The organism is Thiohalocapsa halophila, from assembly GCF_016583825.1.
Taxonomy (GTDB): domain Bacteria; phylum Pseudomonadota; class Gammaproteobacteria; order Chromatiales; family Chromatiaceae; genus Thiohalocapsa; species Thiohalocapsa halophila.
Genome location: NZ_NRRV01000099.1, coordinates 1 through 11,986, shown reverse-complemented (window position 1 = coordinate 11,986; position 11,986 = coordinate 1). Strand labels below are relative to the sequence as shown.

Sequence of the window (11,986 nt, the reverse complement as noted above, 5' to 3'; positions counted from 1 at the left end):
GGGCTCGAATCGTCCACGACCTCTACCCCGTCCCTTGGTGGAAGACTCAGACTGGGAGCCGGATGGTGTAACACTCCAAGTCCGGTTCTGCGAGGAGTCGGGCGCCGAACCGTCGCATGGCAGAGATCTTGTGGCACCGCCGGGAAACCAGGCGGCAAACTGAGAACACCAACTTCTGCCTAAACGGCGGCCAGGCCCAGGCTTACTCTCCGAGCCCTTTTCTCTGCATCACCACAGTTTCTGCGCCCACCGGTCGGCCTTTTCGGCACGGCGCCGCGGTAGCGTGAGTGCCGAGTCGGTCACCGGGGTTGCGGAACATGCCGCAACGCGGGCAGCCTAAAGCGCATCGGGATGGAATCATCCGCAACGGCGCCAGACGCCTCACACCATGCAGCAACGCACGCAACTGATCCTCACCGCCACAGCCACGTTCTTCGCCGGTCTGCTCACCGGCGCCACCGTCCTCTCCGATGTGCTGCGCGAGGCGCCGCCCGAGCCGGTGTCGGCGCCGGCGGCCGCGCCCGAGCCGGCACCGCCGCCGCTGGATGTGGCCGCAGTCAGCGAGCCGGAGCCCGAGGTCGAGCCCGAGCCGGAAGCCGAGCCCGCTGCCGAGCCGCAGCCGCCGGCGGTGTCTCCGGAGGTGACCGACGAGCTGGCCGCCCGCATCCAAGAGCTTACCGACGGCTGGGGCCGCATGCAGGCTGAGCTCGCGGAGCTGCGCCAGCGCATCGCGCTGGTCGAGCAGCGCGAGCCGGAGCCCGAGTCGGACGAGGCCGAGCAGATACAGCGCCGGCGCCCGGCGTCGCCCGCCGAGCAGCGAGACGCGCTGCTGCGCGCCGGTGTGACCCCGGATGTGGCCGACGACCTCGTCTGGCAGCGCTCGCAGCTGTCGCTCGCGCGGCTCGAGCTCCGCGACGAGGCGGCCCGCGATGGCTGGCTCGGGTCGGCCCGCTACCGGGAAGAGCTGCGCCGTATCAACGAGCAGCGGGTGCCCATCGAGGATGAGATCGGCGTCGATGCCTATGACCGCTATCTCTACGAGACGGGCCAGTCGAACCGGGTGGCCGTGGATTCGGTGATACCGGGCTCTGCCGGCGAAGAGAGCGGGCTGCAGCCCGGCGATGTCATTGAGCGCTACGGGGATGCACAGGTGCTGGACTTCCAGGATTTGCGTGAGGCCACCAGTGCCGGTGCCCGCGGTGAGCTGGTGCCCGTTGCGGTCCGCCGCGGCGGGGAGGTGCTGGAGGTGTGGCTGCCGCGCGGGCCCATCGGCATCGGGCTGGATGCGGCCCGAGTGGAGCCAGGCGGCTGACGGCCCGGGAGGGGTCGGGGTGACTTGCGCCGAGCGGACCGATTACCGGGTTGTATACTGGGTTTTCGCCTGCATGTCCCCCGGCAGCTGCCACACACAGACTCAACGCTCGCCGCGGCTTAGCCGGGCTGCTCCAAAGGGAGCGCCCCGTCGGATCGTGGCTCCGCCCATATGCGGGGCATCGCGTCGCGCGGCTCACCCGGTCAGCGTCGGCCAGCGGCGTCCTCGGCAGACCGCGCCGCTGCTGATGCCCACCGCCAACCAAGGTCAAAGCCCATGACAGAGCTCACCGCCGAAGAACGCCACAGCATGACCCGCAAGGTCATGAGCATGCTGGAGAGCTGGAATCTGAGCGCCCAGGACATGATCCAGCTGCTGCAGCTGCCCGATAGCGTCAAGGCCCGCAACCTGGCCCGCTTCCGCGATGAAGAGCCCTTCCCGGCGGATGTGAATGTCGACCGCCGCGTCGCCTATTTGCTGCGGATCGAGGAGGCACTGCACACCTACTTCCCGCGCAATCCCGAAATGCGCCACATGTGGGTGAAGCGCGGCAACAAGCAGTTCGGCAAGCGGGCGCCCATCGCCGTCATGGTCGAAGACGGCGAGAGCGGACTCATCGCCGTGCTCTCGCACTTGGACTGCACCTTCGCCTGGGACCTCACCGGCTCCAAGAGCGAGTACAGCACCGCCAGCTGACGCACCGCCGGGCGCTCCTGCTCCCGCTATCGCCGCCAAGGCGGGATTGGGCTGGCTGCTGCGTTATCATGCATGGCCTAAACCCAAATGGAGGCTCAGCCCGTGCTCGATCGCAGACTCTCGCGCCGCTCGCCGTCCCGCGCGCTTCTTCGGCGTTTCGCCATCGGCCTCGGGCTGACCGCCGTCCTGCTTGCAGGCTGCGCCGCCCCACCCGAAGACGCGCAGAGCGAAGCCATGAGCACCGACCCGGGCCGCGCCGCATTCGAGGCCGTTCCGCTCCCCGTCGGCGACACCGTCGGTGCCGATCCGATGGCGCTGGCGCAAGACCTCTACGGGATCTCCGAGCCGGTGGAAGGCAACTACTCGGAAGCGGTGGAGCTCCTCTCTAAAACCGCGGACCAGCAGGTGGTGCTCTTCACCCAAGTGGGGCTGCCGGACGATTCTGTGCGCGCTCGCCGTCATCGCCTGGAATTCGAGCCGCAAGGTACCCGCTGGCAGCTCACCTGGGCCGGCCGCCAGGTGCAGTGCCGGCCCGGGCGCGGGCACGAGGACTGGGGCACGGCGCTCTGTCGCTGAGCCTTCCGCACAGCGCTGTAACGGGCCCGCACGTCCGTCGGGGCCGTCAAGCTACGGCAGCAGGTCCGCAACTCGGACCATGGCCGTCGGCACGGCGAGCGGGCCCTGTGGGCGTATGTGATAGCTGGTGCCGAAGGCCCGGGACAGGGCAGCCTCCGCCAGCTGGATGGCGGTGAAGTGGCGCGTGCTCTGGGGCGGCATGGCAAGGATCTCGCCGTCGATCAGCTCCAGTCGCGCACTCGGCTCGAAGACACCTGCTTCGGCCATGCGCTCGTACTCGGCGCGGCTCCAGCGGTGGGGCTCGCGTCGGGCTTGATGGTCGGCGACCGTCTCGGAGCGGTGGTGCATCTGCGGTCTCCTGGCGCTGCGTGTGTGTCTGCGCCCGAGTATAGCGGTGCCACGCCTTTGCGCCCCCGGCCGCACGCCGATGTGTGCCGGACCCCGGGGCAGCCGGTCGCCGAGGGCGAGCCCGAGCTTCGAGGGTCGAGGCGCCGGCAAAGCCTTGTTGCTCGCCCCTCGCCCCTAGCTACTCGCCCCTCGTTACTCGTCACTCGTTCGCTGGAAGGCGTCCGCCAGCTGCTTCTGGATGTTGGCGGGCACCGCCTCGTAGTGGCTCAGCTCGATGGTGTAGCTGCCCTCGCCGCCGGTGATGGACTTGAGGCGGGATTCATAGCCTTCCAGCTCCGCCAGGGGCACTTCGCCGTCGATGACGATGCGCCCGCGGCTCTTGGACTCGCTGCCCTGGATGCGCCCGCGGCGGCTGGAGAGGTCGCCGGCGAGGTCGCCCATGTGGTTGTCCGAAGCGGTAATGCGGATCTTGACAATGGGCTCCAGCACCGCAGGCTTGGCCTTCTCCACGGCGTCCAGGAAGGCCTTCTTGCCCGCGGTGGCGAAGGCAATGTCTTTGGAGTCCACCGGGTGCGACTTGCCGTCGTAGACCGCCACGCGCACGTCCTGCATCGGATAGCCGGCGATGGCGCCTTCTTCCAGCACCTGGCGCACGCCCTTCTCGATGGAGGGAATGAACTGGTTCGGGATGCAGCCGCCAACGGTCTCGTCGGCGAACTCGAAGCCCTCCCCCTGGCCGCGCGGCTCGATGCGCAGATAGACCTCGCCGAACTGCCCGGCGCCGCCGGTCTGCTTCTTGTGTCTGTGGTGGCCCTCGGCCTTGTTCGTGATGGTCTCCCGATAGGGGATGCTCGGCGGCTTGGTCTCGATGTCGACGTGGAATTGCTCGGAGAGGCGGCGCATCAGCACCTTCAGGTGCAGCTCGCCGAGGCCGCGCATGACCGTCTCGTTGGCGGCGGCGTTGTGCTCCACGTGGAAGCAGGGGTCTTCGGACTCGAGCTTGTGCAGGGCGTCGGTGAGCTTCTGCTCGTCACCCCGCTTGGCGACGTTCACCGCCAGACCAAACAGCGGCAGCGGGCACTCGATACTGGTGAGGTGGTAGTGGTCCTCGTCGTGAGAGTCGTGCAGCACGGCATCGAAATGGATGTCGTCCACACGGGTGACGGCGAGGATGTCGCCGGGCACGCCTTCGTCCACCTCGATCAGGTCGGCGCCGTGCACCCGATACAGGTGATTCACTTTGAAGGGCTTGCGTGCGTCGCCGATGTAGAGCTGGCCATTGGTGGTGATGCGCCCCTGATGGATGCGAAAGAGGCTGATCTTGCCCCGAAACGGGTCATTGATGACCTTGAAGACGTGGGCGACGGCGTGCTTGTCCGGCTCCGGCACGACGCTCACCGGCTGCTGCTCGGCGCCTTCGCCCTTCATGAAGGGCGGCGGATTGCCTTCGGCGGGATTTGGCATCAGCCGCACCAGGATCTCCAGCAGCTCCGGGATGCCGGCGCCGGTCTCGCCGGAGCAAAAACAGATGGGCACCAAGTGCGCCTCGCGCAGCGCCTCTTCGAAGGCGTCGTGCAACTGCTCCGGCTTCAGTGCCTGGCCCTGCTCCAGGTAGCGCTCCATCAGGTCTTCGTCGACCTCCACCACCTGGTCGATGATCTGGCTGTGGGCCTCTTCGACACTGGAGAAGTCGGCGCCGTCCCCGGACGGGTTGAAGAAGCAGTCGATGACGCGCTGTCCGCCGTCCGCCGGCAGGTTGATGGGCAGGCATTCGGCGCCGAAGGCCTCGCGGATCTGCGCCGTCAGCGTATCCAGATCCAGGCCGTCCGCGTCGATGCGATTGATGATGAACATGCGGCAGTGGTTGCGCTTGTCCGCGGCCTTCCACATGCGCTGGGTCAGGGGCTCGATGCCGTTCTCGGCATTGACGACGATGGCGGTGGTCTCCACCGCGCTCAGCACCGACAGCGCGCGGCCTAGGAAGTCCGGGTAGCCCGGGGTGTCCAGCAGATTGATGTGCTTGCCGTGGGTGGTGAAGCCGGTGATACCGACGTCCAGCGAGTGCTTGAGCTCCTTTTCCATGTCGTCCCAGTCACAGACCGCGGTGCCCTTGTCCACGCTGCCCGGCTCCTTGATGGCCCCGGCGGCGGCGAGCAGTGCTTCCACCAGCGTGGTCTTGCCGGCGCCGGCATGGCCGACGAGGGCGACGTTGCGGACGTCCTCCGCGTTGTATTCGGACATGGATTGACCCTTGATCGTTGAGCGGTTTTCGGGGATGGCAGTGGGCGTTGTCAGCAGGCTAGCCCACGCGCTCCGAGTATATCGTAACGGTCTCGTCACGCGGGCCAGCCCACTGCGGCGAATCGGCACAGGCCGTGCTTTGCGTCAAGTCCCCCTGTAGCATGACCGCCGAGCCCGGCGGCGCCTTGTCGCAGTCCGCCCCCGTACGTGGTCCCCGAGGAGCCCGATCGATGTTCGACGCCATCACTTGGATTGCCGTCGCCTTTGCCGCCGGCGTCGTCGCGAAACGTTACGGGCTGCCGCCGTTGGTGGGCTATCTGGTGGCCGGTTTCATGCTCAATGGCCTGGGTGCCGAGGAAGGCCCTGTCATCGCGGCCCTCTCGGAGCTGGGCGTCACGCTGCTGCTGTTTACCATCGGGCTCAAGCTCAAATTGAAAAGCCTGGCGGCGCCGCAGGTGTGGGGCGTCGCCGCGCTGCACATGGTAGGCATGGTGGCGGTGCTCGTGCCGGTGCTGCTGGCGGTCGGTAAGCTCGGCCTGCCGCATCTGGCCGGCATGGAGTACGGCCCGGCGCTGGTGCTGGCCTTCGCGCTCACCTTCTCGAGCACCGTCTTCGCAGTGAAGGTGCTGGAGGAGAAGGGCGAGATGGGCTCGCTCTACGGCACCATCGCCATCGGCATCCTGATCATGCAGGACCTGGCGGCGGTGGTGTTTCTGGTCTTCTCCGCCGGCAAGGTGCCGAGCTTGTGGGCGGTGCTGCTGTTCGCACTGGTCTTCGCCCGCCCGGTGCTGAGCTGGCTCCTGGAGCGCGCCGGACACGGCGAGCTGCTGCTGCTGTTCGGCCTGACGCTGGGCCTGGGCGGCGCCGAGGTGTTCCAGCTCGTCGACGTCAAGGGCGATCTGGGGGCCCTGCTGCTGGGGGTCATGGTGGCCTCGCACCCCAAGTCCGGCGAGCTTGCCGAGGCGCTGCTCGGGCTCAAGGATCTGTTCTTGGTAGGGTTCTTTCTGAGCATCGGGCTCACGGTGGCGCCGAGCCTGGACATGATCCCGACGGTGATCCTGTTACTGCTGGTGCTGCCGCTGAAGGGCTTCCTGTTCGAGCAGCTAATGCTCGCCTTCCGGCTGCGCGCGCGCACGGCGCTGTTGGGCGCGCTCGCCTTGTTCAACTACAGCGAGTTCGGGCTTATCGTCGCCGCCATCGCCGCCGAGAACGGCTGGCTGTCGCCGGACTGGCTGGCCATCATCGCCATTACCCTGGCGTTGTCATTCGTCGTCGCCTCGCCGTTGAACAGCCAGTCCCATGTCATCTACGAGCTGTTCAGTCCGCGGCTGCGTCGCCAGGAGCGCAAGCGGCGCATCGCCGCAGAGCTGGAGATCGATCCGGGAGACGCCAACGCGATGATCGTCGGCATGGGCCGTATCGGCGGCGGCGCCTACGATTTTCTGGTGCAGGAGCGCGGGCTGCGCCCGGTGGGCGTCGATGCCGATCCGGACAGCGTGGCCAAGCAGAACGCCGTCGGCCGCAACGTGGTGCAGGGCTCGGCGACGGATGCGGACTTCTGGCACCGGCTGCACCTGGACGACGGCCACATCAAGCTGGTGCTGCTGGCCATGCCGAAGGCGTCGGAGAACGTCTTCGCCGCAGAGCACCTGCTCAAGGAGGGGTTTGACGGCACCATCGGCGCCATTGCCAAATTTCCCGACGATGAGGCGGCGCTGCGCGCTGCGGGCGTGCACCAGGTCTTCAATCTGTATGCCGAGGCGGGGGCCGGGCTCGCGCAGCACGTCTGCTCAGACACCACGCTCGCGCTCGACGAGCTGGAGGCGAGCGGCGCCGAGCCGCAGCGTTAGTCGGCCTCGAGGAGCTGACGGCCCCGTCGCCCCGGTTGGGCGCCGGGGCGTTTGCGCCAGGCAAAAAAAAGCGGCCAATGTTGGCCGCCAAAGGACGCACAGCTAGGGATCGGTGGTTGCGGTTTGCCAACACGCAAGCCCTGCGGCGGGCTCGCCGCGCCGCTGGGGGCTTCTTTACTCTTCTTTACCCTTGCCTAAAGAGTAGTCTTACAGGCTAGGCGAGGGGAACGCTGCTCATCGGTCTCGATGCTACGCCCGTCGGTGTCAACCTCCGGACGGGTCGCCATGCCAGGTTGTGTTGTCAAGCATCGGAGAAGCCCCTGCTTACTGCTGTGACTCGGTTCTTGCCACGGCCCTTGCTGCTTGCGGCGGACGCGCGCACGTGCATGGCCGCAGCCGGAGCCACTGGTGGTAGCATGCGCGCGACGGGCGCAGACGGCTCACGCTGCTGGTATCGCCAGTCGCCGTGCGTGGCAGTACAGAGGGGGCGAGCATGTTCAAGCAAGTGAAGGAGATGGTGGAAGGATTGTTCGGCATGGGGCCGAAGAAAAGACCCCAGCACAAGGCTGCCGAGGACACACCACTGAGCGACGCGGATACGCCGCCTCTGCAAGAAGCCCCGTCTGAGCCGACAGGCGCATCCGAGCCGGCACCTGCTCAACGGGAGCAAGCGTCGGGCGTCGCAGGCGCGCCCGCTGAGCCAACACAGCCGACACAGCCGGTGGGCGAGCAGGCCGCCCAGGCAGCTCCCGCCCAGGCAGCTCCCGCCCAGCAGGCCCCCAGCCAGCGGAGCGCTGCAAAAAAGGCCCCTGCCAAGAAGGCGCCGGCGCAAAAGGCCCCTGCCAAGAAGACGGCGGCCAAAAAGGCCGCGACCAAGAAGGCCCCGACCAAGAAGGCAGAGGCCAAGAAGACGGTCGCGAAGAAGGCGACAGTGAAGAAGACCGCGGCAAAGAAGACGGTCAAGAAGCAGGCTGCCGCCAAGAAAACAGCGACGAAACAGGCCCCGCCTGAAGGCGATAGCTGAGCCCGGCGTTCCCTAGGCGGCCAGCGCCTGGGGCTCGTGCGTGAGGCAGCCCTTGGGGCAGACGCGCGAGCAGGACTCGCAGCCGATGCAGTCCATGACATTTTTCAGATTCATGACCATGCCGGGCGCCTCGTCGAAGTCGTCGTCGAAGTCGTCGTCGTCATCCAGGTCGAGATCTTCGCGGTCGACGAGCTCGAAGACGTCCCGCGGGCAGACCTTGAAGCAGCGCCCGCAGCCGATGCAGTTGTTCTGATTCAGCGCCGTGACGAATGCCGGCGTCCATTCGACGCCGCCGCGGGTCAAGCCGGTGATGGTGCTCATGTCGCTCTCCGGTGATGGGCTGGGGCGGCGTCGGTCGAGTCGGCCGTGGTGCCGCAACTTAGGGGTCAGCAAGCTCGCAGATCAGGTGGTCGCTTCGGCGGCCTTGAGCTTGGCGTTGGCCTCGGCCCAGGCCTGGCAGGCCTCGTAGGCGGCCTGGGCCGTGGCCGGGATTTCCTCGTAGGCCGCCGGCAGGCGCTCCTCCACCAAGTCGTGTAGCTCGCCGGCGCGCTCGGTGGCGATGCGCTTGGCCTTCTTCACGGCCTTCTCCAGGGCTTTCAGGTCTTCGTCGGTCATGGTCGCTTTGCTCCAGTGGCGAGTGGCGAGTGGCGAGTGGCGAGTAGCGAGCTGCGAGGTGGCTGGGGGTGGTCGAACGTCCGGTCCTCCTCGTCCCTCGCACCTCGAAACTCGCTACTCGAAACTCGAACCTCGATACTCGCCCCTACAATCCAGCTACATCCGAATGCTCGCCCACCAGCTCGATGGCGATGGACAGGTGCTTGTCCGCCTCGTCCTTCATCTTGCCGAGGCTCGGGAAGCCGAAGCGATGCACGTCGCGCAGGCTGCGGTCCAGCACCACGAGCTTGCCGACGGTGATGAGCACGCGCCCGAAGCCTTCGTGGGTCAGGTTCACCAGCGGCACGGCCATGCGCCCGCACTCCTGCTCGATGAGCGCGGCAATGGCGTTGTAGAAGACCTGGATGCGGGCGATGACGATCTCGTCCGGGTCACCGACGATGGGCAGCTCGCGCTTCTCTTCCTTGGTGAGCACGAAGGGCTCGAGGATCTCCGCCGCTGACTGGTTGTCGGTGCTGCCGTAGGCGTCGATGGCCCGCATCTGGCGCACCATCTCCTGGCCGAAGGCGGTTTCGAGGACAGGGTCGTCTGCGGCGATTTTGGGGGTGGTGGTTTCGGTCATGGTCGCTTTGGGTTGGTTTGGGGAAGTACGAAGTGGGAAGTGCGTAGTGCGTAGTGCGCGGTGCGGGGTACGGGGTGCGGCTCTGCACGCACTGCGCACCGCGCACCGCGCACTGGTCCCTCACCCCGCCACCGTCGGGTGCGGCGGCTCGATGGTGATGGAGGCAGTGCCTGTGACGCGGCGCAGCAGCACCGGGCGGAAGCGCGCCCGGGCTCCGCTGCCGCCGGTGATCAGCCCCGCGAGCCAGAGGCCGGCGAGGAGCCCGCCGAGGCCGGTGGCGGCGCCGGCGACATCGCCCAAGCCCGCGGCATCCGCGCCGCCGGCGGCGCCCACCAGCGCCAGCAGCGGCAGCAGATAGGCGGCCAGCGAGGCGCGCACCAACAGCGGGCTGCGAATGCCGATGACCACGCGCTCGCCGGCGGCGAGGCCAAGCTGATCGACGACCCGCAGGCGCGTGGCGCTGCGGTTGCCGAACAGCTTGGCGACGGTGGCCGTCCCGCAGCTGCTGCCGTGCCCGCAGCCGGAGCAACTGCTCCGGCGCGGCACTTCGACCAGCGCGGCGCCGTCGGCCACGGCAACAACAGAGGCTTCTTGCTCGATCATCGATTTGGACTCGTGTTTGGGCTCGCTCATGCGGATTCAGTGACTGCCTCGGTGAGGGCTGAGGGCTGAGGGAGTCGCGCGGTGTCCTCAGCCCTCAGCCCTCAGCCCTCAGCCCTTCCTATTCCGTCCATCCCTCCGCCTCCATCGCCTCGAAGCGGTCGGCACGGCCGGGTGCCCGCCGCTCGATGGCGCGGGCCAGCCAGGCGCTCGGCCCCTCGCGCAGCTCCTGCTGCAGATCCCGGAGCAGGCCGCTGATGCGCGTGTCCGGGGCCACCTTGAGGGGCTGGATGCCGCGGGCCTTGAGCTGGCCGATGGCCGAGGCGCCCACGGCTTGGCAGTAGACGGCGACACAGTCGCCCAGCGCGTCGATCTTGGCGGCGAGCTTGTCCTCGTTGCCGTCCATGTCCAGGCGGCCGAACTCGGCGGCCTCCATGAGCTCACAGCGGTGTGGTCCGACGCGGTAGATGACGAAGCCCTCGGCGGCGCCGAAGTGCTGGTCCACATGCTTGCGGTCGGCGCTGGCGAAGGCGACGAGCACCTGCTCGGCGCTGTCGGCCAGGCCGCCGGCGGCCTCCGCGGGGGGTGCCGCGCCGCCGTCGATGATCCTGAGCTTGCGTTCGAACGTCATGGTCGTCTCCCGCGGTGGCGATGTGCGAAGGCCGGTGTCGGCGCGCCGGCGCTCAGGCCGCGTCCTGCTCCGCCGCCGGCCATTGCTTGAGGCTGGAGCGGTAGGCGTGAATCTCCCCCTTGTGCAGCCCCAGCACGGTGTTGGCGAGCTCGAACAGCGTCGCCCGTGTGCCCGTGTAGCCGACCCACTGGCGCTGGTAGCCGCCGAGGATGTCGAACTGCGGGAAGCCTGCGCGCAGCAGCGGGATGCCCAGGCGCTCGGCGGTGTGCACGCCGTGGCTGTTGGTGATCAGCACCTCGGCGCCCTCGGCGCGGGCCATCTGCTCCAGGTCTTCGAGGTCGCCGATCTTGACGGACGCCGCCGCCACTTGCTTCAGCGCCGGGCCGTTGGTGGGCGCGACCGCGGCCACGGTCTCGGCGCCCATGCCCGCCAGCAGCTGTGTCAGCGCCGCCAGCAGGTCGCCGTCGGCGGCGACGGCAAAGCGGGCCTGGCCTAGGGCGAAGTGGGCGTCCAGCATGGCGTCCTGGAGCTGGCTGCGCTGGCGGGTGATGCGCTCCGGCACGGGCTCGGCGCTGATCTCGGCGAGCGTCGTGATGAAGGCGTCCATCGCCTCCAGCCCCATCAGGTGCGGGAAGCGGTGATCCGGCACACCGGTGCGGGCGGCGAGCGCGTCCGCCGCGCCGTCCAGGGAGCCGCCGATCACCAGGGTCGCCACCGCATCGCCGAGGTGCTCGAGCTCCTCCAGGCGTGTGCCGCCGATGGTAAGCGGGGTGTAATCCGTATCTGCTAGGTGACCGTCCAGGGAGTCCGAGATGTCGGGCACCAGCACCGGGCGCAGCCGGAAGCGCTCCAGCAGGTCCTTGATGTGCTCCAGGTCGCCGACGGTGAGATGCGCACCGGGCAGCACGTTCACCTGCCGCCAGCGGCGGCCGGGGCGGGTGCCGCAGGCGCTGGCCTTGGGCACCAGGCGCTCGATCATGGCCTTGAGCGCCGCGTTGAAGCCGGACTCCAGGCTGCCGGCATAGTCCGGCGTATTCACCGGCACCACGGCGATCTTGTCGTACTCCGGATGCTTGGCCCGGAACATGGCCACCGCGCGCTCGATGTCGGCGCCCTGGGTCTCCGTCAGGCCCGTGGTGGGTACGCCGATGAGCTCCGGCGCGTGCTTGCCGGCGATGGTGGCGAGCCCCTCCACCACGGCGTCGTCGCTGCCCATGATGGTGCTGACCTGGTCCAGCGCCGTGGTCTGCATCGGCATGGGCTCGCGGAAATGCTGGATGAAGAAGATCTTGCCGAAGGCCGTGCAGCCCTGGGAGCCGTGCAGCATGGGCAGAGAGCGGTTCATGCCCAGGAAAGCGAGGGTGGCGCCGAGGGTCGAGCTGGCCTTCAGCGGGCTTACCGCCAGCGCCTTGTTGCGCTTGACGATTTCCGGAGGATTGGCCGGGGGCGTGACTGGGGGGGTGACCGGGGG

At 68.1% G+C, this 11,986-nt stretch carries 13 protein-coding genes; 5 read left to right on the top strand and 8 right to left on the bottom strand.

Translation table 11 applies throughout. From position 1 onward, the window contains the following. Window positions 1-388 precede the first annotated feature (388 nt). From CKO31_RS23700 to CKO31_RS23690, 3 genes are all read left to right on the top strand, one after another. Window positions 389-1,312: a PDZ domain-containing protein gene (locus CKO31_RS23700; protein WP_200242521.1), complete on the top strand. Its 924-nt coding sequence runs from the start codon at window positions 389-391 to the stop codon at window positions 1,310-1,312. A gap of 276 nt (window positions 1,313-1,588) precedes the next feature. Continuing rightward, window positions 1,589-2,008, top strand: a complete 420-nt coding sequence (locus tag CKO31_RS23695; protein ID WP_200242518.1) for a DUF2384 domain-containing protein — start codon at window positions 1,589-1,591, stop codon at window positions 2,006-2,008. Between the two features lie 234 nt (window positions 2,009-2,242). Beyond that, the gene (locus CKO31_RS23690; protein WP_200242515.1) at window positions 2,243-2,584 is read left to right on the top strand and encodes a hypothetical protein; all 342 of its coding nucleotides are present in this window, start codon (window positions 2,243-2,245) and stop codon (window positions 2,582-2,584) included. A 51-nt stretch (window positions 2,585-2,635) separates the two neighbouring features. Here the strand turns inward: CKO31_RS23690 and CKO31_RS23685 are convergent, their stop codons facing one another. Both CKO31_RS23685 and fusA read right to left on the bottom strand, forming a co-directional pair. After that, a complete protein-coding gene (locus tag CKO31_RS23685) occupies window positions 2,636-2,932 on the bottom strand; it encodes a PDDEXK family nuclease (RefSeq protein WP_200242512.1) in 297 nt (98 codons plus the stop codon). Between the two features lie 192 nt (window positions 2,933-3,124). Beyond that, window positions 3,125-5,173: an elongation factor G gene (gene fusA / locus CKO31_RS23680; protein ID WP_200242509.1), complete on the bottom strand. Its 2,049-nt coding sequence runs from the start codon at window positions 5,171-5,173 to the stop codon at window positions 3,125-3,127. A 230-nt stretch (window positions 5,174-5,403) separates the two neighbouring features. On the opposite strand from fusA, the gene CKO31_RS23675 reads away from it, so the two are divergent. Both CKO31_RS23675 and CKO31_RS23670 read left to right on the top strand, forming a co-directional pair. Beyond that, on the top strand, window positions 5,404-7,023 hold the full coding sequence (locus tag CKO31_RS23675; protein ID WP_200242506.1) for a cation:proton antiporter domain-containing protein: 1,620 nt from the start codon (window positions 5,404-5,406) through the stop codon (window positions 7,021-7,023). A gap of 493 nt (window positions 7,024-7,516) precedes the next feature. Then, window positions 7,517-8,047, top strand: a complete 531-nt coding sequence (locus CKO31_RS23670) for a histone H1-like repetitive region-containing protein (protein WP_200242503.1) — start codon at window positions 7,517-7,519, stop codon at window positions 8,045-8,047. 12 nt (window positions 8,048-8,059) lie between these two features. On the opposite strand, the gene fdxB is transcribed toward CKO31_RS23670, so the two are convergent. From fdxB to nifN, 6 genes are all read right to left on the bottom strand, one after another. After that, window positions 8,060-8,368, bottom strand: a complete 309-nt coding sequence (gene fdxB, locus CKO31_RS23665) for a ferredoxin III, nif-specific (protein ID WP_200242500.1) — start codon at window positions 8,366-8,368, stop codon at window positions 8,060-8,062. Window positions 8,369-8,449: 81 nt separating this feature from the next. Then, window positions 8,450-8,662, bottom strand: a complete 213-nt coding sequence (locus tag CKO31_RS23660) for a CCE_0567 family metalloprotein (RefSeq protein WP_200242497.1) — start codon at window positions 8,660-8,662, stop codon at window positions 8,450-8,452. Between the two features lie 145 nt (window positions 8,663-8,807). Further along, entirely contained in the window at window positions 8,808-9,284 is a 477-nt protein-coding gene (locus CKO31_RS23655; protein WP_200242494.1) for a NifX-associated nitrogen fixation protein, read from the bottom strand. A 120-nt stretch (window positions 9,285-9,404) separates the two neighbouring features. Next, on the bottom strand, window positions 9,405-9,917 hold the full coding sequence (locus CKO31_RS23650; RefSeq protein WP_242475628.1) for a SoxR reducing system RseC family protein: 513 nt from the start codon (window positions 9,915-9,917) through the stop codon (window positions 9,405-9,407). Between the two features lie 88 nt (window positions 9,918-10,005). Beyond that, entirely contained in the window at window positions 10,006-10,515 is a 510-nt protein-coding gene (locus tag CKO31_RS23645) for a NifB/NifX family molybdenum-iron cluster-binding protein (RefSeq protein WP_200242491.1), read from the bottom strand. A 52-nt stretch (window positions 10,516-10,567) separates the two neighbouring features. Next, on the bottom strand, window positions 10,568-11,941 hold the full coding sequence (nifN, locus tag CKO31_RS23640; RefSeq protein WP_200242535.1) for a nitrogenase iron-molybdenum cofactor biosynthesis protein NifN: 1,374 nt from the start codon (window positions 11,939-11,941) through the stop codon (window positions 10,568-10,570). Window positions 11,942-11,986 lie beyond the last annotated feature (45 nt).

Coding starts and splice junctions, on each gene's coding strand:
- fdxB (WP_200242500.1), bottom strand. CDS start 8,368: ATGAGCACCATCACCGGCTTGACCCGCGGCGGCGTCGAATGGACGCCG.
- CKO31_RS23695 (WP_200242518.1), top strand. CDS start 1,589: ATGACAGAGCTCACCGCCGAAGAACGCCACAGCATGACCCGCAAGGTC.
- CKO31_RS23690 (WP_200242515.1), top strand. CDS start 2,243: ATGAGCACCGACCCGGGCCGCGCCGCATTCGAGGCCGTTCCGCTCCCC.
- CKO31_RS23670 (WP_200242503.1), top strand. CDS start 7,517: ATGTTCAAGCAAGTGAAGGAGATGGTGGAAGGATTGTTCGGCATGGGG.
- CKO31_RS23685 (WP_200242512.1), bottom strand. CDS start 2,932: ATGCACCACCGCTCCGAGACGGTCGCCGACCATCAAGCCCGACGCGAG.
- CKO31_RS23655 (WP_200242494.1), bottom strand. CDS start 9,284: ATGACCGAAACCACCACCCCCAAAATCGCCGCAGACGACCCTGTCCTC.
- CKO31_RS23650 (WP_242475628.1), bottom strand. CDS start 9,917: ATGAGCGAGCCCAAACACGAGTCCAAATCGATGATCGAGCAAGAAGCC.
- CKO31_RS23660 (WP_200242497.1), bottom strand. CDS start 8,662: ATGACCGACGAAGACCTGAAAGCCCTGGAGAAGGCCGTGAAGAAGGCC.
- CKO31_RS23645 (WP_200242491.1), bottom strand. CDS start 10,515: ATGACGTTCGAACGCAAGCTCAGGATCATCGACGGCGGCGCGGCACCC.
- CKO31_RS23675 (WP_200242506.1), top strand. CDS start 5,404: ATGTTCGACGCCATCACTTGGATTGCCGTCGCCTTTGCCGCCGGCGTC.
- fusA (WP_200242509.1), bottom strand. CDS start 5,173: ATGTCCGAATACAACGCGGAGGACGTCCGCAACGTCGCCCTCGTCGGC.
- CKO31_RS23700 (WP_200242521.1), top strand. CDS start 389: ATGCAGCAACGCACGCAACTGATCCTCACCGCCACAGCCACGTTCTTC.